We start from the raw sequence: 22141 nt of genomic DNA on the forward strand, positions 1-22141 counted from the left end.
GAGAGTTGAGAGTTAAGAATTGAGAGTTAAGTGTTTTAATTCATCAGACAGGCGGTCGATGATATCCCGTGCCACTTCCGCCTTCGACTTGAGCGGATAGTCGGTACGGCCTTTCCGGTCGATGATACTGATTTTGTTGGTATCATGACGGAAACCGGCTCCCGGGTCGTTCAGAGAGTTGAGCACGATAAAATCGAAATTCTTCCGTTCGAGTTTTCCTTCGGCATTCTGCTGCTCGTTGTTCGTTTCGAGGGCAAAGCCTACCAACAACTGGTCTTTTCTTTTGACAGCCCCCAGACTGGCGGCAATATCCTTGGTTGCCCGAAGATGCAGCGTCAGCTCTTCCTCTTTCTCGCGCTTGATCTTCTTGCCGGCCACCATTTCCGGACGGAAATCGGCTACTGCGGCACACAGTATGGCTGCGTCGGAATCGAAGAAACACGCTTGCGAAGCCGCATACATTTCCTCCGCCGATTCCACATCGATCCGGCGAATACGGGAGTGCCGCGTTTCCAGTTGCACGGGACCCGCAATCAACGTCACCTCCGCACCACGACGGGCGCATTCTTCCGCCAAAGCAAATCCCATCTTTCCGGAAGAATAGTTGCCGATGAAACGGACGGGATCAATCTTCTCGTACGTCGGTCCGGCTGTAATCATGACCTTCTTTCCTTTCAACTCACCGTTTGCGGCAAAAAACTCGTCCAATACCCGGATGATATTTTCCGGTTCTTCCATCCTTCCCTTCCCCACCAAGTGGCTGGCAAGCTCTCCCGTGCCCGGCTCGATGATATGATTGCCGAACGAACGGAGAATATCCAGATTCTTCTGGGTAGAAGGATGCGCATACATATCGAGATCCATTGCCGGAGCGACAAACACCGGAGCTTTGGCCGAAAGATAGGTTGTAATCAGCATATTGTCGGCTATCCCGTTTGCCATCTTGCCGATGGTAGAGGCGGTGGCGGGAGCAATCAACATGGCATCCGCCCACAACCCCAAGTCTACGTGGCTGTTCCACGTTCCGTCGCGCTGTGCAAAGAACTCGCTGATGACCGGCTTGCTGGTCAACGCCGAAAGAGTGATGGGAGTAATAAATTCTTTTCCCGCCGGAGTAATCACGACCTGCACTTCCGCTCCCTGCCTGATAAGCCCACGAATGATGTAGCAAGCCTTGTACGCGGCAATACTGCCGGTAATTCCAAGAATTATCTTTTTTCCTTTTAGCATTATTTCGTTATCAGATTGCTCATTTCACGCAGACGGATTTTTGTCAATACCGCTTTCGTATTCAGCGTGAAATCACTGTTCAAAATCCAACTGTAATATCCGGGATCTTTCTTCAAGACCTCAGCTACAGACATTCCTTTGTACTTTCCGAAGTTGAACACTTCCACTCCATTATCATCATAGACCATGCGACCGGCAAAGTCTACATTCTTGGAATAGCTGGAGTAGTCCGCCAAAAACGCAATATCGTTCTGCAACTCGTCATAGCGGTCGAGCTGCGCTTTCAGCACCTCATAAGTGGCACGTGTGTCCGCCTCCGCCGTATGCGCGTCCTCCAGATTCTTTTCGCAGTAGAATTTGTAGGCTGCCGAAAGGGTGCGTTGCTCCATTTTGTGGAAAATCACCTGCACGTCCACAAATTTGCGCTTCGTCATGTCGATATCCACTCCCGCACGCAGAAATTCTTCCGCCAGCACAGGAATGTCGAAACGGTTGGAGTTGAATCCTGCCAGATCGCATCCTTCAATGTCACGGGCAATGTTCTTTGCCACTTCCTTGAAAGTAGGGCAATCCGCTACGTCCGCATCGTAAATGCCATGCACGGCGGAAGAGGCTTCGGGAATATGCATCTCCGGATTGATACGCAAAGTCTTGGCTTCCTCATTCCCGTTCGGATAAACTTTCAAATAACAGATTTCAACAATACGGTCTGTGTTGATATTGGTTCCGGTCGTCTCAAGATCGAAAAAGACGATGGGATTTTTCAAATTTAATTTCATTTCTGGTTATTTTTTCGTTTCACCACAGAGGACACAGAGGACACGGAGGGTTGTTTAATAAATATTCAAAATTTTCCTCCGTGTCCTCTGTGCCCTCTGTGGTGAATAATTAATCATTCAACATCATCGGCATCAGCAACATCAGCAAGTCTTCGTTCTCTTCCTGCTCTACGGGAATGATTACTCCGGCTCGTGAGGGATCGGCCAATTCGATAATAACTTCGTCTGCGGAAATGTTGTTCAGGATGTCGATCAGGAACGTAGATTTGAATCCGATACTCATGGCAGCTCCCGCATATTGGCACACCTGTGTTTCTTCGGCAGAGGTGGAGAAGTCGATGTCCTGTGCGGAAATGACAATCTGGTTTTCCTGCATACGGAGTTTAATCAAGCTGCTTGCCTGCGAGGAGAAGATAGACACACGGCGCAAAGCTCCCATCAGCTGCTGGCGGTCTACGGTCAACTTGTGAGGGTTACTTTGAGGAATTACCGAGTTGTAGTTCGGATAACGCCCTTCGATCAGACGGCAAACCATGCGATAGCTTTCGAGCATGAACACGGCGTTGCGTTCGTCGAATTCGATTGTCACCATGCCCTGTTCTTTCGGCAGAAGATTCTTGAGCAGCGTAGCCGGTTTCTTCGGCAGGATGAACGCCGCACGCTCGTTGCCTTTAGCCGCCAATGTCTTGCAACGCACCAGCTTATGACCGTCCGATGCGACCATCGTGATGTCTTCTGTCGTAATATCAAAATAAATACCGTTCATCACCGGACGGAGTTCGTCGTCGGCAGTTGCGAATACCGAGCGGTTGATACCTCCCAGAAGCACTTCCGCTTCCATCTCCACGCGAACTGCATTGTCTCCCAATGTAGCCGACTGAGGGAATTCGTCCGCATTCTGTCCCATCAGACTATATTTTCCGTTCTGATACTGCACCGTAATTTCATAATTGTCCGGGTTGACATCAAACGTCAATGGCTGTTCCGGAATCTCTTTCAATGCATCCAGCAACGTTTTCGCCACTACGGCAAAACGTCCGTTCGTATCGCTTTCATTCACTTCTACGGTAGTAACCATCGTTGTCTCGCTGTCGGATACGGTGACAGACAATGTTCCATCTTCCAGTTCGAAGAGAAAACAATCGAGGATAGGCAATGCGTTTTTCGAATTGATCACGCGGCTTATAGCCTGTAAATGGCTAGAAAGAGCAGTACTTGAAACGATAAATTTCATATATTTTCGTGTATTTAAGTTTTAAATATTCTAACGCACAAAGTTACGAAAAAAGATTCGGGCAACCCAACAAAACAAAAGAAAAAACAGTCTTTGTGTGAGGGATATTCCTAAAAAGTCGTAACTTCGCCGCAGAATTTAAATTAATCGCAATGGAATTTACAGGAAAAATCATCGCTATTCTCCCTCCGAGAGGTGGAGTATCAAGAACAAGCGGCAACGAGTGGAAATCGCAAGAGTTCGTTATCGAAAATCACGACCAATATCCGCGTAAAATGTGTTTCGACGTATTCGGCGCGGACAAAATCGAGCAGTTCAATATTCAGATGGGCGAAGAACTGACCGTATCATTTGATGTTGACGCCCGTCAATGGCAGGACCGTTGGTTCAACAGTATCCGTGCATGGAAAGTCGAACGTGTAGGCGCAGGCGCTCCAATGGCTCCGGGTGCTCCCGTTCCTCCTCCGGCTCCGTCCGCTACTCCGGAATTTACTCCGGGCGACGCGAAAGACGATCTGCCTTTCTAAACAAAAAAAATCAAGGCGTAACGATACGCACTGAAAAACTCCCGGTGAATTTGATTTTTGCCGGGAGTTTTTTTATGCCCGCACTTTGTAAAGATTCCGCCCACAGCTAAACACTTCTCAGCCCACAGATGAACAACACCCGGACACGGGCTCAGGGGAATAAGCCCACAGGTGAAAAAAGGTCAGCAATAACGTCGGCAACCAAAACCCAGAAATACTATCGCTGATAGTATTTCTATTCTCTTCTAATCTCTTCTTTTCTCTTCTCTTGGGTTATGGTTGGGTTATGGTTGGGTTTTTGCGCCCTGCCAGAAGGCGTTTCAGCGCTTTTAGTTTTTGCAAAAACAGTGTTTTTTCGCAGGTAGTTTTTTCACCTGTTTTTCCTCTTTTCAAATCCGGTTTTTCTCCGTTCGGAAATCTTTTTCCAATCAACCCGAAATGATTTTTCCAGCTTGTCTTTAGTCGGCTTTATACTTCAAAACGATGGTGGGATATGCCACTTCATCAGCACAAGTAAACTGAGCAAAAAGTATGAAATTGCGAAAAAATTCCGCATTGCGCACAAAGAAATCGGGCACGAAACAGACCTGTTTTTCCACTTGCCGGAAGAGGTGTCCGAAATCTGCCATCAGCATAAAATGATAAGAATCGGACAGGTTACTCATCCCCGCTTTATAGGTAACAGCACTGTCAAGCACTTCGCCTTTATCCAACCGGAGTATATAGTCCGACAGACTGTCTTCGTCCGGTGCTAATAATAAACGACCGGCATAAAAGGCAGCGTACAGCTCCGAAGCCGGCTCCACGAAACTAGAAAGTTGCGTAAACAACGTTGTCTGAGGCAGCCGGTAGACAGGATAGGCTTTATCCGCAGTATAACAAAAAGTTATACGGGGATTCTTATGCCTTTCTACAGCGGATGCCGTATTTGTCAGGGAGCGCATCATCCTCTCAGCCTCCGTCACATCGGGCACAGAAAGACTCAGCACAGACGCCGCGTCCCGCAATGTATCTTCCCGCTGGAAAAGACAGGTCACCAAATCATGCCCGGTGTTTTCCATCAGATAACGCGAGATTTCACGGTTTCTTTCCTGCATTCCGCTATCATCGTCCACCCCTGCCGGTATATATTCACGACTGTCGCCATAGGCAAGCAGAGAGTTCCAGTCCGTGACACTTTGTTTGCTAAAATAGAAAGTGGTGGAAGGCAACACTTCGCCCGGAAATCCTTTGACAGATTCTTGTTGCCGAAGCTGGTTGATAAAGGCGAGACAGGTATCCGGTTCATGGCTGACACCTGTAAAATAGACATAATCGTCCTTCATCTTCATGTCAAACTCCGTCCACCCTATCATGCCGTTCACACGGGTATAAATGGTAGCGACCGCTCTGCTTTTTTTCGGTGCGTTTATCTGCATGAAAGCAGGATCATCCGCCAGAGAATCTCCCTTCTTGCAGGTGTCAATGACTTCTTCTATCAGTTTTTTCTGGAAGCTCAACGCCATGAAATCGGGCGTGAGATAGCAAGCAAGGAAATCACCGTCCGCCATCGGGTAGATTATTATCTTTTCTCCTTTGTAATCGAAGGTTTTCGGCGGATAGAGTGATGAAATATATTTTTGCACGAATCTGTCTATCAGTTCTTTATCACCTTCTCCCAATCTGCAATAGAGCACTTGGTCGCGTTCGCTGTCCGGAGCATGGAAACTTATCAGCATTTGATTCATTTGCCGACTCAATCCGTGGGGACTATCTTCGGAAAGTTCGTACAGGGAATGTTTTAAGTAGGAAAACAGCTTGGATACATACAGGTATTGCCGTTCTTTGCTGCAAGTCAGATTATCGGTTTCAGTCACAAACTCAAGCACATCATCGGTAGCAAACACTGCCGAAGTAGTGGCGGGAACCAGCTCGTAAAGATTGAAATTTCTCTGTCCGTCAGCCGCCGACAGCCTGAAAAAAGAGTACATGACGAAACCTGCGCACAGAAGTACAACAGAAGAAGTGACCGCTATTTTCACTATCGTACGAAGTTTCATAATATTTGCTGTTTATCGGCTCGGTGCAAAAATAATAATTTCTACAAAGAAAACAAAACTTTTGCTAAAAAATCCGCCGGTAATTAAAGAAGGATTTCCAATCCGTCAAATGCCAGGTGAATATTCTCCGGAAGTCTCCGTTCAGCTTCGGCATGCAAGCCCATATCATGACTCATGTGTATAAAGTATGTCTTCTTTGCCTGAATGCGCCGCGCAACCGCCAAAGCCGCCTCCAGATTCTGATGTGTAGGATGCGGGGCTATGCGGAGTGCATTCACAATCAGAACATCCACGCCTGCCAATTGTTCATAGGATTCTTCGGGCATGGTCAGCATATCGGTGATATAACCGAGTTTTCCGATCCGGTATCCGAGAATCGGCAACCGCCCGTGCATCACACGCAGGGGAAGCACTTCGGTATGGTTTATGTAAAAGGGTTGTCCCGCCACAATCTCTTGCAAAGGAATATTAGGGACACCGGGATACGAATGTTCCACAAAACAATAGGGCATACGCGAACGCAATCCGCGTGCTACGTATTCTTCCGCATAAATAGGAACTGAACCGAACTGGCAGAACGGACGAAGATCGTCCAGACCGCCCACATGATCGTAATGCTCATGCGTAATGAGCACTCCGTCTATCTTCTCGAAAGGGAGATGCAGTACTTGCTCCCGAAAGTCGGGACCGCAATCTATCAATATGCGCGCATCTTCCGTCTCTACAATGGCAGAGGCACGCAACCTGTTATCTTTCGGATCGGCAGAAGTACAAACTGCACATGTGCAACCAATCTGGGGCACTCCTGTCGATGTTCCACTTCCAATGATTCTTACCTTCATACTTCATTAAATTACGTTTACTTCCGGGTGGATATCGATACCGAATTTATCGCGTACCGAAGCCCGCACCGCATCTGAGAGTGCGACAATGTCACTGCCTTTCGCTCCACCCCGATTCACCAGCACCAATGCTTGTTTATCGTGGACGGCGGCGGGTCCTAAGGATTTTCCTTTCCATCCGCATTGGTCGATCATCCATCCGGCAGGGATTTTCATACGCCCGTCAGGAAGCTCATAGTAAGGTATGCGGGGATAGTCCCGCTGCAAGGCTTCCAGCTTTTCTTTCGCCACAATGGGGTTCATAAAGAAACTGCCTGCATTTCCCGTCACTTTCGGGTCGGGCAGTTTACTTTCGCGAATCTCAATAATCACTTTACGGACAATGGGCAACGTCGGTGCAGGATACCTTGCAAGCTCCTGACGAATCGTTCCATAGTCCAGCGTGTACCGTTCTTCTTTACTAAGACGGAAGCGGACATAGGTGACAAAAACGGATTTGTTCTCAGGACGCTTGAAAATGCTGCTGCGATAGGCATACTCGCATTCTTCGACAGAGTAAACACGCCCGTATCCTTGAACGTTCACTGTCTCTACCGCCGTTATCAGGTCTTTCACCTCCACTCCGTAGGCTCCGATATTTTGCACGGCACTCGCTCCCACCTCACCGGGAATCAACGAAAGATTCTCCGCTCCATACCATCCATGCTCCACGCAACAGGCTACAAAATCATCCCACACAACTCCCGCACCGACACGCAGGGATACGGTCTGAGAGTCTTCGGCCGTCACTTCGATACCTCCGATGCGGGAATGCAGTATCAGCCCGTCGTAATCTTTGGTAAACAGCAGATTGCTGCCGCCGCCAATATGCAAAAAAGGTGTCGTAACGGCACCTTGCGCAATATACTCCTTCAGTTCCGCTACTGAGGCGTATTCCAGAAAACGGGAGGCACTGACATCAATGCCGAAGGTATTGTAGGGCAAAAGAGAATACATAATCTATCTGTTTAAAAAAGTTATATACTGGTGTCTTCAAACTTATACAGCTCCCATCCTCCGGCTTTCCGACGGAAGTATAGGATGTTGGAGAAACCGTTGCCGATACCTTTCAACGCAAGAATCTTCGTTGTCGAGTTATCATCGTTTCTCTGTCCGTAGTTGATATTGGAGAGACGTTCGGAAGGAAGTTCCGGTTTGAAGGCAAACCATTGGTCCCGGTCGAGCGTTGTCTCCAAAATGGAGAAGTCGTCATCCGGATCGCTGGTAACAAAAATCAACGGTTCGCGTATGCGCCGACTCTGGAAAAGGCTGTCGACGGCAAAACGGCCGAAGAACTCCACAAAGTCCTCATTGTCGTCCTGCTCGATAGGACGCAAATTGATGGCTTCCAGCATCCACGCTCCTTTGATGCGTTCAAAGTAATACTTTTTCATCATCCGTGTCTTCACGAATATCCACTCCACTTGCACAGAGGTAAGCGCAGTATCTCCTACTAAATCCATATCTTCTTCTCTATCAAACAGGAGCGTATAGTAATGCTGTTTGGTAAATAAGTCGTCATGCTTCCAATGGTGTTCGTCGATGTCCAGCTTCTTGTCTCCATTGTAGTAGGGCAACGGAAACTTCACACGCTGACGCTGCAACACGTCATCGGAGGCAAAATTATAGATGAAATCGTCGAAAGACTCGTCGGCCTGTATAGGCTGCGGCTCTTCCGGCAATTCTTCCTGGTGGATTGAATCGGTTTTGTACCGGATGGAATCCACCTCTTTTGTAATAGATGCGAAGGGGTCAATCTTAGCTTTCTTGTTTCCACAGGAACTCAGCATACCGAGCAATATGACCCCTGCAATTAGTTTTTTCATTATTTTAATTTCTCTCGTAACTTTTCAAGCATATCCACCGTCATGCTTTCCAAATCGTAGGCGGGCTTCCATCCCCACTCTTCGCGGGCACAGGTGTCGTCCAGACTGTCGGGCCAGCTATCGGCTATGCGCTGCTTTAAGGGGTCTATTTCATAAACCATCTCAAACTGCGGCACGTGCTTCTTGATTGCCTGGTATATCGTTTCCGGGTCGAAACTCATGGAAGCGATATTGAAAGCATTGCGGTGTATCAGTCTTTCCGACTCAGCTTCCATCAGTGTGATCGCCGCGTTCAGCGCATCCGGCATATACATCATATCCATCAAAGTGCCTTGCTTAATGGGGCACACAAACTTCTCTCCTTTCACTGCCGAATAGTAAATATCGACAGCATAGTCGGTCGTGCCTCCTCCCGGAGGGGTCACATTCGAAATAATACCCGGAAAACGGACAGCACGGGTATCGACACCGTATTTATTAAAATAGTAGTCGCTCAGCAACTCTGTCGTTACTTTCGTGACTCCATACATGGTACGCGGACGCTGGATCGTGTCTTGCGGCGTCTTGGTGTGAGGCGTACTTGCACCAAACGAGCCGATAGAACTGGGAGTGAACACCGCGCATCCTTGTTCACGTGCCACTTCCAGCACATTCCATAATCCATCAATACCTATCTTCCAAGCCAATTTGGGTTTCGACTCGGCAACTACGGACAACAGGGCAGCCAAATTATAAATCGTATCAATGTGATACTCTTTTACCACAGATGCCACCGCCTGCGCATCCGTCACATCAGCAATTGCCGAAGGACCGGACTCTTTCAATTCTCCTTTAGGCTCTGCACCCGGTATATAACCTGCTACAACATTTGTATTTCCATAGCGTTTACGTAACTCCATTGTAAGTTCGGACCCGATCTGTCCGGTAGCTCCAATAATCAAAATGTGTTCCATTTTTTTTCTGACTTAGAATAATAAGCTTAAATAGTGCGCAAAGTAAGCACTTTTTTTTCAGATTTTAATCAAAAAGACATTGTTATTCCAAGAAAAATTGTGTCCTTTGCAATATAACTTAATCACATAAACACCATGTACGGTAAAATGCAAGAATTCCTCAGCCAGACATTGGCTGAAATCAAGGAGGCCGGACTTTACAAAGAAGAACGCCTGATTGAGAGTGCGCAGCAAGCTGCCATTACAGTAAAAGGTAAAGAGGTACTGAACTTCTGTGCCAACAATTACTTGGGACTGTCCAATCACCCCCGATTGATCAAGGCTTCCCAAGAGATGATGAACCGCCGCGGATACGGTATGTCGTCCGTCCGTTTTATCTGCGGGACACAGGATATTCATAAAGAACTGGAAGCGGCTATTTCCGACTATTTCCAGACAGAAGACACGATTCTATATGCTGCCTGCTTCGATGCGAACGGCGGGGTATTCGAACCGCTCTTCACCGAAGAGGATGCGATTATCTCGGACTCGCTGAACCACGCTTCCATCATCGACGGCGTGCGTCTGTGTAAAGCGAAACGCTATCGTTATGCCAATGCCGACATGAAGGATTTGGAAAGATGTCTGCAAGAAGCGCAGGCGCAACGTTTCCGTATTGTCGTGACGGACGGTGTGTTCTCTATGGATGGCAATGTAGCTCCGATGGATCAGATTTGCGATCTGGCCGAGAAATATGATGCGCTGGTGATGGTAGACGAGTCTCACTCGGCAGGAGTGGTAGGCGCCACCGGTCACGGGGTCAGCGAATTGTATAAGACACACGGCCGCGTGGATATCTACACCGGAACGCTGGGCAAAGCTTTCGGTGGTGCGCTGGGAGGATTTACGACAGGCCGCAAAGAGATTATCGACCTGTTGCGTCAACGCAGCCGTCCGTATCTGTTCTCTAATTCATTGGCTCCGGGCATTATCGGCGCCAGCCTTGAGGTGTTCAAAATGCTGAAAGAAAGCAATGCGCTGCACGACAAGCTCGTAGAGAACGTGAATTACTTCCGCGACAAGATGACCGCTGCCGGATTTGATATCAAACCGACGCAGAGTGCGATATGCGCTGTGATGCTGTATGATGCGAAGTTGTCTCAGATTTATGCTGCACGTATGCAGGAAGAGGGTATTTACGTGACCGGTTTCTATTATCCGGTGGTTCCGAAGGAACAGGCGCGTATCCGTGTGCAAATCTCTGCAGGACACGAGAAGGCTCATCTCGACAAATGTATCGCTGCCTTTATCAAAGTGGGTAAAGAACTCGGCGTATTGAAATAAAACTTTTTCATATCTTCCATTGTTATTATCGGGGTGCATTAGAAGCGCCGACAAGATAACAATGGAAGATTTTTTTTATTTATATATGGAAGAACTGACTCTCACGACTCCTGCCCTTCTTTTCTCGGCAGTCTCACTGATTTTATTGGCTTACACCAATCGTTTCTTATCGTACGCACAGCTTGTGCGGCAGTTACGCGACCGCTATATGGAGAATCCTACGGATATCACGGTAGCACAAATAGAGAACTTACGGAAACGTTTGAATCTGACCCGCACCATGCAAGGACTGGGAATTGCGAGCCTGTTTCTCTGTGTGGTCAGTATGTTTTTCATTTATATCGGACTGCAACTGCTGTCCGCCTATGTATTCGGAGTGGCTCTGCTGTTGCTTATCGCTTCATTGGGCGTGTCTTTCCGCGAAATACAGATTTCCACCCGTTCGCTGGAGATTTATCTGGGAACAATGGAGAAGGGAAAGAGCAGAGCTAATCATTAAGCCACCACCCAACAAGGAAGGATCACAGCGAAACGACTTCCTTTACCGACCTCGGATTGAAGGGTAACCGTTCCACCCAATTTCTCTACAATCACTTTACAGATGGAAAGTCCTAATCCCGCACCCTGCGAAAACTCATTCTGCTTATAGAAACGACCGAATATCATCCGTTGTTCTTCCAATGGTATGCCACGACCAGTATCTTCAACATAGATTTCAACTTTACTTTCGTCGGAGAAATAGTGATATCCTACTCTGATAGTACCGCTTTCCGTAAACTTGTCCGCATTATTCAAGAAATTGGTAAGTACTTGTATCAAGCGGTCTCTATCCACATTTATTTCTAAAGCCGTTTCTTCCGTCTCTTTCAGAAATTCCAAACGTGGAGAAATAAGTACTTGATGTGTGGAATAGACATCATCAATCAAATCTTTTACCTGATACCGCTGATAGACAAAAGACATATAGTCGGATTCGATACGGGAAAGTTCCAAAATATCATTCACCAGTTTAAGCAATAGTTCGCTATTTTTATTTATGGTATCTACATATTCTTCCCGTTCTTCGGGAGTTAAATCCTCTTCTACCGCCAGAATATTGGAGAAGCCGACAATTGAGTTTAGCGGAGTGCGTATTTCATGGCTCATATTCGCCAGAAAAGATTGTTTGAGCTCGGCTTTCTCAGCCAGCAAACGTGCCGCTTCCAACTCCTCCTCCCTATCCTTTACTTTTTGCACGTTCTGTAATAATCCCGCAGTTTTGTACTGCCCTCCTCCAATCGGGTTGGTACTATAACGAAATTCCCACCATTGATAACCCTTTCCGTCAAAATTACAAGGAAGTTGCGCTATTTTCTTCCGTGCATTTTGCAGGTTCTTCCAACTAATTTGCACGCTCTCCCAATAGTCGGGATGAATTAAATGTTTGAGTTCTTCGAATGTCAGTTTCCGAGGGGATATTCCTTGCGAATGCCAAAATGCATCTTCAAACACAAATGTTTTCGTCTCCAGTTGCCAAGCGTATGTTGCTCCCCCTGCAATGGCCAATGCTAATGTTTCTTTTTCATGGGCTAACGCACAAAGTGCCTGTTTTTTCCTTCTCTGCTCACGGAGATAAAGCCACCACAAACAAGCAAAAAGAGAGAGAAGTAGTATGATTGAAGTAATTAGCATACTCCCCCATAACAAAGGATATCTCTTATTAAAAGGTATATTTATAATTGTAAAGCCGGAAGGAATTCTTTCGCTCCTTAATCCCATCCGCAGCATAGCATTCCAGTCTGCCACATACTCTTTACGACTTTCGGCTATAGGAATATCCAAAGGAGATGTTCCATGCAAAATACTAACTGCGGCATTGACTTCTTCTTCCACTTGAACAGGCAATGTGGTCAGGTAACCTCCAATTAGCTTTTCTCCATATCCAAACCCCTCATTGATAACGGTCAAACAGGGATTCATACATACATTACCAAAATTCTCTGTAGTGAAATCACGCTTTAGCTGAATGTAACACCGCTCACGATAATTTCTGTTCAGTATCCACATCAAACTAACATCATTCTTCCCGGAAACACGTGCGGAAACTGCAAGAAAGTGCGTATATCCTTCTTTCAATTTTATCTGCAATTCTTGTTTGGGAGTACGCACAGTCTTTATCGAGTCAATAAAACCAATCACCTTAGATCCTCTCAGCTGTTCACGAGCGTCTTGCTTAATCTGATTGTCTAGAAAAGTGGAGTCAAGGACTGTAAATAACGATATTGCATTACCGAAGATTTTTTTAGCTATGGCTATATTTCTCTTGAAATCTATTTTATCATGAAATCCCGTCACGTTGGGATATTGACTTATCAACTTCCAATTCGGATAGTTAACGCCTCCGAATATAACAGGAACTTCCTTTACTAACGGTGCACCGCATTTCAACAAAGAGTAAGTGGCTTGATCTTCATTTACTATAATCACCTCCGGCTTCCAGTCTACAGACACAGAATCCAACAGATGAAACATTCTTTCCAATTCTTGCTTTTCGAGATAATTTTCACAATCCAGATAGAGCGTGCGAATATCCGCTTTTATATTCTTTTTCTCAAACTGCCTGGAAATCATTTCGTTATAATCAGGATAACCGCCGTAAGTCTCTTCGTAAGAATGTATGACCAATATGCGATGCTCTTCTTTCGGGGAACAGCTACTCAATCCTATTAGTAATAATAGAAGTGTGATAGAAATATTACTCCATTGTCCGTGTTTGTCCATATCCATATTATTGTTTGTTTGGATAAAAGCAGCCATTCGCCTTCTATACTCCATACGATTAGGTACAAAGATAACTGATTTTTAAATAAGGGCAAACAAAGTCAAAAAAAAGAAGTTGCCCGAATATGAAATTCAGACAACTTCTTGCATATAAATCTTTTAGACTACTATAAATTAACGCTGTCCCAATTGTGAGTCTATAAAGAAAATTCCGGTATCACCGGCTTTCTTGATTTTGTCAACAATGCCTTGCGCTGTAGCTTCTTCTTCTACTTGTTCGCGAACGAATCCCCACAAGAAATCTTGTGTTGCTTTGTCCTTCTCAGCAGCAGCTACGTCTACCAGTTTGTCTACCAATTGGGAAACATGGCATTCATGTTTGTAAACGTGCTCGAATACTTCCAGCGGACTACCCCAACCGTTAGGAACAACATCTATTTTATCAACTTTAGCGGTTCCTCCACGTTTGATAATATAATCTGCCATAGCATAAGCATGCGCCATCTCTTCCTGAGACTGCTTCTTCATCCAATGGGCAAAACCACTGAAACCTTCTTTCTCGAAATAGAAAGACATTGCCAAATACAGGTTAGCAGACCACATCTCAGCAGTAATCTGTTCGTTAATTGCATTTTGTAATTTTTCTGAAATCATAATCGTATCTTTTATTAAGTTGTTAATGTAGTTTCTTTTTGAACTCATTACAAAAATAACAAGATTTCAGTTCAAATTGTTCCATGTACCCCCTATTTTTAAACTACATTCACACTTTGATTGTAGCGGTTCATTTTTTATTTACACCAGCTCGTCGGAAGTATATCCTTTCGGAAGCTCACGACAGTTATAGCCGGAAGCCATTATTTCACCGTATGCACCGGCAGAACGAAGGGCTATCAGGTCTCCACGCTTGACTTTGTTCAGATCAATCGCCTTTCCGAACACATCGGACGACTCACATATCGGACCTACTACATCGTACGCTTCCACCGGTTCTTCGGAAGTCAGGTTTTCCATCTTATGGTATGCCTGATACAAAGCCGGACGGATCAAGTCGGTCATACCTGCATCGAGGATGGCAAATTTCTTCTTGGCTCCTTGCTTCACATACAGTACTTTGGATATCAACGTACCGCATTGTCCCACGACGGCACGCCCCAATTCAAAATGAAGTGTTTGATAAGGACGCAGTTTCAGTTGTCCGGCATAGGTGGCAAAATAATCTTTGAAGTTCGGGATAGCCTGACGGTTGGGATGTCCGTAATCTATCCCCAGACCACCACCGACATTTATATGTTCTACCAGAATCCGACGCGCTTCCAACCTGTCCTGCAATTCATTGACACGATTGCACAAAGCGACGAAATCGCCCATATCGAGAATCTGCGAACCGATGTGGAAGTGAAGGCCGATAAACTTGATATTCTTCATTTCCAAAGCCACGTCTATCACTTTATCCATATCCTGCATACTGATACCGAATTTATTTTCGGCAAGACCGGTAGTGATATTGGCGTGAGTATGCGCGCCTACATCCGGATTGATGCGGAAAGCGACATTGGCTATTTTGTTTTGAGCGGCTGCCAGCTCGTTGATTACTTCAAGCTCGGGAATAGATTCTACGTTAAAACAGAAGATTCCATATTCTAATCCGAGATTGATTTCCCAGTCTGCTTTACCCACTCCCGCAAAAACGACTTTATTGGCCGGAAATCCTGCACGGATAGCGGCACGGATCTCTCCACCGCTCACACAGTCGGCTCCCATTCCGCTTTCACGGATGATGGCAAGTACCTTCGGATTGGCATTCGCTTTGACAGCATAGTGTACTGAATAATTAGGATATTTGGCAACCTCATGGTTAATAGCCGACAATGTATCACGCAGCACTTTGGTATCGTAATAATAGAAAGGTGTCTGCAAAGTGCGGAATTTATCGATTGGAAATATTCCCTTCATAATTCAAAAACTTGTTTAGTTGGTTAAAAAAAAGCGCTTTTATCAGTTCGGTAAAAGCGCTCATATTATTGATGGAATTATTTGCCGTTGAAAAGCATATCGCTCAACGACTGTAAAGCCGCCTTCTTGTCACACTCCCGAATGAGGAAGGAGATGTTGTAGTTGCTTCCTCCGAATGAAATCATTCGCACCGGTATGTCGCGCATCGCATCAAGCGCTTTGGCTTCAAAACCGACATTTTCCCATTCCAAGTCACCTACAACGCAGATGATACACATTTCTTTATCAACGGTTACCGTTCCATATTTCTTCAGGTCATCCAGAATCTCATTAAGATGTTTCGTGTTATCTATCGTTACAGAAACACCGACTTCTGACGTACAGATCATATCGATGGATGTCTGATAACTTTCGAAGATTTCGAACACCTTACGCAAGAAACCGTGAGCCAATAACATACGGCTGGATTTGATCTTGATAGCAGTAATGTTATCTTTGGCGGCTACTGCTTTGATTTTTCCTTTCTCTGTATCATTGGAAATCAATGTGCCGGGAGCGGTCGGATCCATCGTATTCAGCAAACGTACAGGAATATTGGCATATTTAGCCGGCTGGATGCAGGTAGGATGCAGAATCTTCGCACCGAAATAAGCCAATTCGGCTGCTTCTTCGAAATGTAGCTGACGCACCGGAGCTGTCTTGTCAACGATACGCGGATCGTTATTGTGCATACCGTCAATGTCTGTCCAGATCTGAATTTCGGAAGCATTCACCGCTGCTCCGATCAGAGAAGCCGTATAATCGCTACCGCCACGTTGCAGATTGTCTATCTCACCATAAGCATTGCGGCAGATGAAACCTTGCGTGATGTAGATATCCATATCCGGATAAAGTTCGAGCTGTGCCTGCAACTTCTCCTTAATATATACGGGGTCCGGCTCCGCGTTCTTATCAGTACGCATGAATTCCAAAGCCGGAAGCAGTACGGACTTCGCACCGCATTCCTGCAGGTAGAAGTTCACCATTGCCGTAGAGATCAGCTCTCCTTGCGCCAAAACCACTTTCTCTTCAAACAAAGTGAAAAGGTCTTTCGTATAGGAGCGGATGTAGTCGAAGTGAGACTTGATGACTTCGAGACCTTTCTGTTTATATTCCTGAGTTGCGAATAGCTCATCAACGTGCTGTTTATATTTAGCTTCCAGCTTATTGATAATCTCGTTGGCACCCTCCGGATTCTTCTTATACAGATAGTCCGAAATTTCCACCAATGTGTTTGTTGTTCCTGACATAGCAGAAAGAACAACAATCTTCTGTTCACCATCGGTAATCAATTTGGCTACTTCCTTCATGCGCTGAGCAGAACCTACGGAAGTTCCTCCAAACTTTAAAACTTTCATTTTCGTTACTGTTTTAGTTATCTATATTTAAATCTATTTCTATTGTTCTCTGCCTGGGCATATATTCATCGGTCACATCTACAATCTGATGGTTGGCACAACGATACACCCGACCCGGATATTCTTTCAATAATTGCAGATTGTGCGTGGTCATCACAACGGATGAACCGGAACTGCAAATATTATGCAACAATTCAACAATCGATTTCCCCGTTTCCGTATCCAGGTTTCCGGTCGGTTCATCCGCCAGGATGATGGACGGAGAATTGAGTACGGCACGTGCAATCACAATGCGCTGCTGTTCGCCACCGGAAAGTTCGTTCGGCAGTTTGTATCCTTTATTGGACATTCCTACCAAATTGAGCACTTCTTCAATACGTTCCTTGATTTCCTGTTTGTTCTTCCAGCCTGTGGCACGAAGTACAAATTCCAGGTTATTGTAAACGGTACGGTCCGTCAGTAACTGAAAATCCTGGAATACAATGCCTAACTTGCGGCGCAGTTGCGGGATATGCTTACGTTTGATAGACCGCATATTATAATCCAGTACTTTAGCCTCACCGTCAATTACATCCAGTTCGCCATAAAGGGTCTTGAGCAGACTCGTCTTTCCCGAACCTACTTTTCCGATCAGATAGACAAACTCTCCTTTGTGCAATTCCAGATTTACATCACTCAGCACACAGAGTTCCTGTTGATGGATTTCTACGTTCTTATATCGTATCAACGCCCCGTCATCCATGCCGACTCCCGCTTTAATTTTTAATTATTAATTCTTATTTATTTAATGCTTCTTCCATGTACTGCTATGCCTTTCCTGCAATTCACGAGCAAGATCTTCGATACGATAGCCTTTTGAAGTCAGCAATACAATCATGTGATAAATAAGGTCGGCTCCTTCGTAGATCAGGCGTTCGTCAGTGCCGTTGGTTGCTTCGATCACTGTCTCGACTGCTTCTTCACCTACTTTCTGCGCCATCTTATTGATTCCGGACTCAAACAGGCTGGTTGTATAAGAGCCTGCGGGCATTTCTTCGTGACGTTTGTCGATAAAGTCTTGCAATGCTTTCAGGAACATCACAGGTTCTTCATTCTTCTCGCCCCAACAGGTATCTGTACCTGTATGGCACACAGGACCTGCCGGATTAACCTGAATGAGCAACGTATCATTGTCGCAATCGGCCTTGATAGAAACAACATGAAGGAAATTACCGCTTTCTTCGCCTTTTGTCCACAGACGATTCTTTGTACGGCTAAAGAATGTCACTTTTCCGGTTTCTACCGTTTTATCATAGGCTTCCTTATTCATGAAGCCCAACATCAAGACTTTGCGCGTCTCATTGTCTTGTATGATAGCCGGAACAAGTCCGTTCATCTTCTCGAAATCCAATTCCATTTTATTCAATATCTTAATTTACTATTTACGCATTATAATACCTTCGCCGCAAAGATACGATTTTAAATCGGGAATTTTAATTTCTCCGAAATGAAAAACGCTGGCTGCCAATGCCGCATCTGCTTTTCCTTGCAAAAAGACGTCACGGAAGTGTTCTTTACTGCCTGCTCCACCCGATGCAATGATAGGAATAGAAAGCTGTCCAGCCAAAACGGCAAGTGCTTCGTTCGCATAGCCGGTCTTCACACCATCATGATTCATACTCGTGAAGAGTATCTCTCCCGCTCCGCGTTCCTGCGCTTCCTTAGTCCACTCGAACAGGTCTTTATCCGTTTCGATACGTCCTCCGTTCAAGTAACATTTCCAACCGTTCTCGGTCTGTTTCGCATCTACCGCCAACACACAGACCTGTGAGCCGAAATTCTTTGCAATCTCATCAACCAATCGGGGATTACGGATAGCGGAAGAATTGATGGAAATCTTATCCGCTCCCGCATTCAGCAGACGGTCCACATCACTCAATTCATTGATTCCTCCCCCTACAGTAAACGGGATATTGATATTAGCAGCAATCCGTTTTACCAATTCCGTAAAAGTCTTACGTCCCTCATGGCTTGCAGTAATGTCCAGGAAAACAAGTTCATCTGCTCCCTGTTCACTGTAAGCACGACCCAGCTCCACCGGATCACCGGCTTGGCGCAAGTTGACAAAATTCGTTCCTTTCACGGTTTGTCCGTCTTTTATATCCAGACAAGGTACTATTCTTTTTGCTAACACAATCTTATTTTATTTACTATTCAACAATTTACAATCTATATGCCTAAGCTTGCTTCTTAAATTTTTCTTATTACATCAAATCCTCTTATATAACTTCTCCTTATTATATAAGGTATATTCTGATATGCGAATTATAAAAAGATTCTCAAATCTTGTAAGGTGATATGGCCTTCATACAATGCCTTACCGAAAATAACTCCGGGAACACCGGCCTCATCCAAAGCAACAATATCATCCACCTTGCTTACCCCGCCACTGGCCATCAGATAGAGATCGGGGAATTTAGCCAACATCTCTTTATACAAATCGATAGAAGGACCACTCAGCATTCCATCACAGCTAATATCCGTACAGATTACTTTTCGTATACCTTTATCCATATAATTTTCCAGAAACGGAAAAAGCTCACAGGCGCTTTCGTCTTTCCAACCATTGACGGCTATCTTATGATCTTTTACATCTGCTCCCAAAATGATCTTCTCACTGCCGTATATTTCCAGCCAATGACAGAATAATTCCGGGTCTTTCACCGCAATGCTTCCTCCGGTTACCATCTGCGCACCGCTCTCAAAAGCAATTTTCAAATCTTCATCGCTCTTTACTCCACCGCCAAAATCTATAACGAGAGAAGTACGTGTCGCAATCTGTTCCAACACCCGATAGTTAACGACATGATGAGAAGCAGCGCCGTCCAAGTCTACCACATGAAGCCTGCGAACACCGTTCGCTTCAAACTCTTTAGCTACTTCCACCGGGTTCTCATTATATACCTTTTTACTATCATAATCTCCCTGGGAAAGACGTACGCACTTTCCATCAATAATATCAATGGCTGGAATAATTTCTATCATCTATTTATTTACTATTTGACGATTCACTAAATATTTATTTCAAACATCGAAATGTTTTTCATGACACATCATCCATACTGTTACCGGCAGAGGTTCAAGAAATTTGTCAGAATCTTCTCTCCTGTCTTGCCGCTTTTCTCCGGATGGAACTGGGTAGCATAAAAGTTATCTTTATGCAACGCAGCACTGAACGGATGAATATAGTCAGTTGTAGCAGCAGTAAAGTCGCAGGTCGGCACATAGAAGCTATGCACAAAATAGACAAACTCCTCTTCGGTGAAGCCTTCAAACAATTTGCTATTCGTTTGCCCAATGGTGTTCCATCCCATGTGAGGCACTTTATCTTCATGTTCCTGCGGGACAAAACGTTTTACGTCCACATCGAAGATATTCAAACAATCGACTTCTCCTTCTTCGGAATACCGGCACATCAACTGCATACCGAGACAAATTCCCAATACAGGTTGACGGAGATTCTTTATCAGTTCGTCCAGTCCCGTAGCTTTCAAGTGGTTCATGGTAGTTTCCGCCTCTCCCACTCCGGGAAAAATAACTTTATCAGCCGATTGGAGTTCTTCTTTATCAGCAGTAATCACCGCTTCTACACCTAACCGCTTTAAGGCATAATCTACAGAACGAATATTGCCGGCATTGTATTTTACAACTGCTACTTTCATCAGCTAAATATTACAGTTTTATTTTTGTAAGTCAAGACTTTGCGCTCGATGTGCTTCTGCACTGCACGCGAAAGAACGATTTTCTCCAAATCCTTTCCTTTATTTACGAGGTCTTCAATGGCGTCTTTATGAGTGATGCGCACTACATCCTGTTCAATAATCGGTCCGGCATCCAGCTCGGTCGTTACATAATGACTGGTTGCACCAATAATTTTTACTCCTCTCTGGAAAGCTGCATGGTAAGGCTTCGCCCCTACAAACGCGGGAAGGAAAGAGTGATGAATATTGATAATCTTATTCGGATAAGCGTTAATCATCTGTTCGGAGATCACCTGCATATAGCGTGCCAATACGATAAATGTAATCTTATGTTTGGCAAGCAGTTCCATCTCTTTGCGCTCCTGTTCTTCTTTCGTCTCCTTGGTGATAGGGAACAGATAGAAAGGAATTCCGAAACGTTCTGCCACGTGCTGCAAATCCGGATGGTTACTTATAATAAGAGGTATCTCTACATTCCACTCTCCTGCCGTATACCGGGCCAGCATATCGAAAAGGCAGTGCGACAGCTTGGATACGAAAATAGCCATACGTGGTTTTACATCAGAGAAATAAAGACGAAAATCCATTTCATATTTTTGCCCGTAGAGTGTTCTGAAATAATCTTCAATTTTTTCCTGTGGAACCAGAAAATCTTTCAGTTCCCATTCAATACGCATGAAGAAGATGTTCTCTACATGATCTACATACTGATCCAGATAGATAATATTTCCTTTGTTTACCGTAATAAAGTCTGTCACTTCCGCAAGGATTCCCGGTTTGTCGGGACAGTGCAATAACAGTTTGGCTGTTGTCATCATTCTTTTTACTAATTAACGATTCCAGGCAGAATCTTTTCTACCTTTTTAATTTTAGTCCGCAAAAATAACGATTTATTGCAAAATTACGAATTAATCAAGCAGAAAGTTGATATAAAAACGGTGATTTCTTACAGATAGAAAGATATCGGGAGCCATTTTATTTGAAAAGAATGTCCAACTTTAGGATAGTGACACCATTGCCTTCGGATAGTGGCGGCATTTCATCGCAATAGTATCACTATAAAGATCGGTTCTCCTTACTATTCGATCTGAAGGAAAACGAATATTTTTTTTCATTACAAAAGCACTCAAAATGAGACACTAAGCATTTTTCTCTTTTTTTATTGAAAAAATCTTTTCTCAAAACGCTTGCAGGTTTACAAAAAACAACTACCTTTGCACCCGCAATCGAGAGAGATGCAGATTAATAAATTGAAATTCTGGTGCGTTAGTTCAGTTGGTTAGAATACATGCCTGTCACGCATGGGGTCACGGGTTCGAGTCCCGTACGCACCGCTTCTTTCATTAAGAAGCAAAGAGAATAGAAATGAGTTAATCCAATTAAAATTCTGGTGCGTTAGTTCAGTTGGTTAGAATACATGCCTGTCACGCATGGGGTCACGGGTTCGAGTCCCGTACGCACCGCAATAGATACTGATTATCAGCAAATTACAAAAA

22 protein-coding genes and 2 tRNA genes are annotated in these 22141 nt (G+C 44.9%); 5 read left to right on the top strand and 19 right to left on the bottom strand.

Annotated elements, in window-relative coordinates:
* Window positions 1-12: 12 nt before the first annotated feature.
* The 3 genes from coaBC to dnaN form a co-directional block, all read right to left on the bottom strand.
* Window positions 13-1230, bottom strand: a complete 1218-nt coding sequence (coaBC, locus tag H8S63_RS09935; RefSeq protein ID WP_186926668.1) for a bifunctional phosphopantothenoylcysteine decarboxylase/phosphopantothenate--cysteine ligase CoaBC — start codon at window positions 1228-1230, stop codon at window positions 13-15.
* On the bottom strand, window positions 1230-2009 hold the full coding sequence (locus H8S63_RS09940) for a 3'-5' exonuclease (RefSeq protein WP_186926669.1): 780 nt from the start codon (window positions 2007-2009) through the stop codon (window positions 1230-1232). Before H8S63_RS09940 ends, coaBC begins: the two co-directional genes overlap by 1 nt.
* A gap of 109 nt (window positions 2010-2118) precedes the next feature.
* Complete coding sequence (gene dnaN / locus H8S63_RS09945; RefSeq protein WP_186926670.1) at window positions 2119-3243, bottom strand: DNA polymerase III subunit beta; 1125 nt, start codon at window positions 3241-3243, stop codon at window positions 2119-2121.
* Window positions 3244-3395: 152 nt separating this feature from the next.
* On the opposite strand from dnaN, the gene H8S63_RS09950 reads away from it, so the two are divergent.
* Window positions 3396-3770: a DUF3127 domain-containing protein gene (locus H8S63_RS09950; RefSeq protein WP_007766361.1), complete on the top strand. Its 375-nt coding sequence runs from the start codon at window positions 3396-3398 to the stop codon at window positions 3768-3770.
* Window positions 3771-4043: 273 nt separating this feature from the next.
* Here H8S63_RS09950 and H8S63_RS09955 read toward each other — a convergent pair whose 3' ends face one another.
* The 6 genes from H8S63_RS09955 to H8S63_RS09980 all read right to left on the bottom strand — a co-directional run bounded on the left by H8S63_RS09955 (window position 4044) and on the right by H8S63_RS09980 (window position 9469).
* Complete coding sequence (locus H8S63_RS09955; RefSeq protein WP_007748034.1) at window positions 4044-4202, bottom strand: hypothetical protein; 159 nt, start codon at window positions 4200-4202, stop codon at window positions 4044-4046.
* Between the two features lie 26 nt (window positions 4203-4228).
* Window positions 4229-5809 carry a DUF3352 domain-containing protein gene (locus tag H8S63_RS09960; RefSeq protein ID WP_186926671.1) on the bottom strand — a complete coding sequence of 527 codons (1581 nt, stop codon included), beginning with the start codon at window positions 5807-5809 and terminating at the stop codon, window positions 4229-4231.
* 83 nt (window positions 5810-5892) lie between these two features.
* On the bottom strand, window positions 5893-6651 hold the full coding sequence (locus H8S63_RS09965; protein WP_007748038.1) for an MBL fold metallo-hydrolase: 759 nt from the start codon (window positions 6649-6651) through the stop codon (window positions 5893-5895).
* A gap of 6 nt (window positions 6652-6657) precedes the next feature.
* Window positions 6658-7647 (bottom strand): UDP-N-acetylmuramate dehydrogenase, encoded by a 990-nt coding sequence (murB, locus tag H8S63_RS09970; protein WP_186926672.1) that lies wholly within the window; start codon window positions 7645-7647, stop codon window positions 6658-6660.
* 20 nt (window positions 7648-7667) lie between these two features.
* Entirely contained in the window at window positions 7668-8516 is an 849-nt protein-coding gene (locus H8S63_RS09975) for a DUF4348 domain-containing protein (protein ID WP_186926673.1), read from the bottom strand.
* Window positions 8516-9469 (bottom strand): NAD-dependent epimerase/dehydratase family protein, encoded by a 954-nt coding sequence (locus H8S63_RS09980; RefSeq protein WP_007748052.1) that lies wholly within the window; start codon window positions 9467-9469, stop codon window positions 8516-8518. Before H8S63_RS09980 ends, H8S63_RS09975 begins: the two co-directional genes overlap by 1 nt.
* Window positions 9470-9604: 135 nt before the next feature.
* Between H8S63_RS09980 and kbl the strand changes: the two genes are divergently transcribed.
* A complete protein-coding gene (kbl, locus tag H8S63_RS09985; RefSeq protein WP_007748055.1) occupies window positions 9605-10792 on the top strand; it encodes a glycine C-acetyltransferase in 1188 nt (395 codons plus the stop codon).
* A gap of 85 nt (window positions 10793-10877) precedes the next feature.
* A complete protein-coding gene (locus H8S63_RS09990) occupies window positions 10878-11291 on the top strand; it encodes a DUF2721 domain-containing protein (RefSeq protein WP_186926783.1) in 414 nt (137 codons plus the stop codon).
* Here the strand turns inward: H8S63_RS09990 and H8S63_RS09995 are convergent.
* From H8S63_RS09995 to purU, 10 genes are all read right to left on the bottom strand, one after another.
* The gene (locus H8S63_RS09995) at window positions 11288-13552 is read right to left on the bottom strand and encodes an ATP-binding protein (RefSeq protein ID WP_186926784.1); all 2265 of its coding nucleotides are present in this window, start codon (window positions 13550-13552) and stop codon (window positions 11288-11290) included. The two genes, H8S63_RS09990 and H8S63_RS09995, sit on opposite strands and share 4 nt — an antisense overlap.
* A 174-nt stretch (window positions 13553-13726) precedes the next feature.
* The gene (locus tag H8S63_RS10000; protein ID WP_186926674.1) at window positions 13727-14206 is read right to left on the bottom strand and encodes a ferritin; all 480 of its coding nucleotides are present in this window, start codon (window positions 14204-14206) and stop codon (window positions 13727-13729) included.
* 141 nt (window positions 14207-14347) lie between these two features.
* Entirely contained in the window at window positions 14348-15508 is a 1161-nt protein-coding gene (gene lysA, locus H8S63_RS10005) for a diaminopimelate decarboxylase (protein ID WP_186926675.1), read from the bottom strand.
* Between the two features lie 77 nt (window positions 15509-15585).
* Window positions 15586-16905, bottom strand: a complete 1320-nt coding sequence (locus H8S63_RS10010) for an aspartate kinase (RefSeq protein WP_007766339.1) — start codon at window positions 16903-16905, stop codon at window positions 15586-15588.
* A gap of 13 nt (window positions 16906-16918) precedes the next feature.
* Entirely contained in the window at window positions 16919-17647 is a 729-nt protein-coding gene (locus tag H8S63_RS10015; RefSeq protein WP_007748066.1) for a cell division ATP-binding protein FtsE, read from the bottom strand.
* A gap of 42 nt (window positions 17648-17689) precedes the next feature.
* Window positions 17690-18301 (bottom strand): bifunctional phosphoribosyl-AMP cyclohydrolase/phosphoribosyl-ATP diphosphatase HisIE, encoded by a 612-nt coding sequence (hisIE, locus tag H8S63_RS10020; RefSeq protein WP_007748067.1) that lies wholly within the window; start codon window positions 18299-18301, stop codon window positions 17690-17692.
* A 21-nt stretch (window positions 18302-18322) separates the two neighbouring features.
* Complete coding sequence (hisF, locus tag H8S63_RS10025; protein ID WP_186926676.1) at window positions 18323-19078, bottom strand: imidazole glycerol phosphate synthase subunit HisF; 756 nt, start codon at window positions 19076-19078, stop codon at window positions 18323-18325.
* A 131-nt stretch (window positions 19079-19209) separates the two neighbouring features.
* Entirely contained in the window at window positions 19210-19929 is a 720-nt protein-coding gene (gene hisA, locus H8S63_RS10030) for a 1-(5-phosphoribosyl)-5-[(5-phosphoribosylamino)methylideneamino]imidazole-4-carboxamide isomerase (RefSeq protein WP_007748069.1), read from the bottom strand.
* 80 nt (window positions 19930-20009) lie between these two features.
* Window positions 20010-20606: an imidazole glycerol phosphate synthase subunit HisH gene (gene hisH / locus H8S63_RS10035; protein ID WP_186926677.1), complete on the bottom strand. Its 597-nt coding sequence runs from the start codon at window positions 20604-20606 to the stop codon at window positions 20010-20012.
* Window positions 20606-21463, bottom strand: a complete 858-nt coding sequence (gene purU / locus H8S63_RS10040) for a formyltetrahydrofolate deformylase (RefSeq protein ID WP_007748072.1) — start codon at window positions 21461-21463, stop codon at window positions 20606-20608. The genes hisH and purU overlap by 1 nt, the downstream gene beginning before the upstream one ends.
* A gap of 442 nt (window positions 21464-21905) precedes the next feature.
* Between purU and H8S63_RS10045 the strand changes: the two genes are divergently transcribed.
* A tRNA-Asp gene (locus H8S63_RS10045) sits at window positions 21906-21979 on the top strand.
* 55 nt (window positions 21980-22034) lie between these two features.
* Window positions 22035-22108, top strand: a tRNA-Asp gene (locus tag H8S63_RS10050).
* The last annotated feature ends 33 nt before the right edge of the window (window positions 22109-22141 follow it).

Origin of the sequence: Bacteroides sp. NSJ-39 (assembly GCF_014287315.1) — a bacterium.
Lineage (GTDB): Bacteria > Bacteroidota > Bacteroidia > Bacteroidales > Bacteroidaceae > Bacteroides > Bacteroides finegoldii.

Bases quoted from the DNA above. Each gene is read 5' to 3' on its own strand.
- coaBC (WP_186926668.1), bottom strand. From the start codon at position 1,230: ATGCTAAAAGGAAAAAAGATAATTCTTGGAATTACCGGCAGTATTGCC.
- H8S63_RS09940 (WP_186926669.1), bottom strand. From the start codon at position 2,009: ATGAAATTAAATTTGAAAAATCCCATCGTCTTTTTCGATCTTGAGACG.
- dnaN (WP_186926670.1), bottom strand. From the start codon at position 3,243: ATGAAATTTATCGTTTCAAGTACTGCTCTTTCTAGCCATTTACAGGCT.
- H8S63_RS09950 (WP_007766361.1), top strand. From the start codon at position 3,396: ATGGAATTTACAGGAAAAATCATCGCTATTCTCCCTCCGAGAGGTGGA.
- H8S63_RS09960 (WP_186926671.1), bottom strand. From the start codon at position 5,809: ATGAAACTTCGTACGATAGTGAAAATAGCGGTCACTTCTTCTGTTGTA.
- H8S63_RS09965 (WP_007748038.1), bottom strand. From the start codon at position 6,651: ATGAAGGTAAGAATCATTGGAAGTGGAACATCGACAGGAGTGCCCCAG.
- murB (WP_186926672.1), bottom strand. From the start codon at position 7,647: ATGTATTCTCTTTTGCCCTACAATACCTTCGGCATTGATGTCAGTGCC.
- H8S63_RS09975 (WP_186926673.1), bottom strand. From the start codon at position 8,516: ATGAAAAAACTAATTGCAGGGGTCATATTGCTCGGTATGCTGAGTTCC.
- H8S63_RS09980 (WP_007748052.1), bottom strand. From the start codon at position 9,469: ATGGAACACATTTTGATTATTGGAGCTACCGGACAGATCGGGTCCGAA.
- kbl (WP_007748055.1), top strand. From the start codon at position 9,605: ATGTACGGTAAAATGCAAGAATTCCTCAGCCAGACATTGGCTGAAATC.
- H8S63_RS09990 (WP_186926783.1), top strand. From the start codon at position 10,878: ATGGAAGAACTGACTCTCACGACTCCTGCCCTTCTTTTCTCGGCAGTC.
- H8S63_RS09995 (WP_186926784.1), bottom strand. From the start codon at position 13,552: ATGGACAAACACGGACAATGGAGTAATATTTCTATCACACTTCTATTA.
- H8S63_RS10000 (WP_186926674.1), bottom strand. From the start codon at position 14,206: ATGATTTCAGAAAAATTACAAAATGCAATTAACGAACAGATTACTGCT.
- lysA (WP_186926675.1), bottom strand. From the start codon at position 15,508: ATGAAGGGAATATTTCCAATCGATAAATTCCGCACTTTGCAGACACCT.
- H8S63_RS10010 (WP_007766339.1), bottom strand. From the start codon at position 16,905: ATGAAAGTTTTAAAGTTTGGAGGAACTTCCGTAGGTTCTGCTCAGCGC.
- H8S63_RS10015 (WP_007748066.1), bottom strand. From the start codon at position 17,647: ATGGATGACGGGGCGTTGATACGATATAAGAACGTAGAAATCCATCAA.
- hisIE (WP_007748067.1), bottom strand. From the start codon at position 18,301: ATGGAATTGGATTTCGAGAAGATGAACGGACTTGTTCCGGCTATCATA.
- hisA (WP_007748069.1), bottom strand. From the start codon at position 19,929: ATGATAGAAATTATTCCAGCCATTGATATTATTGATGGAAAGTGCGTA.
- hisH (WP_186926677.1), bottom strand. From the start codon at position 20,606: ATGAAAGTAGCAGTTGTAAAATACAATGCCGGCAATATTCGTTCTGTA.
- purU (WP_007748072.1), bottom strand. From the start codon at position 21,463: ATGATGACAACAGCCAAACTGTTATTGCACTGTCCCGACAAACCGGGA.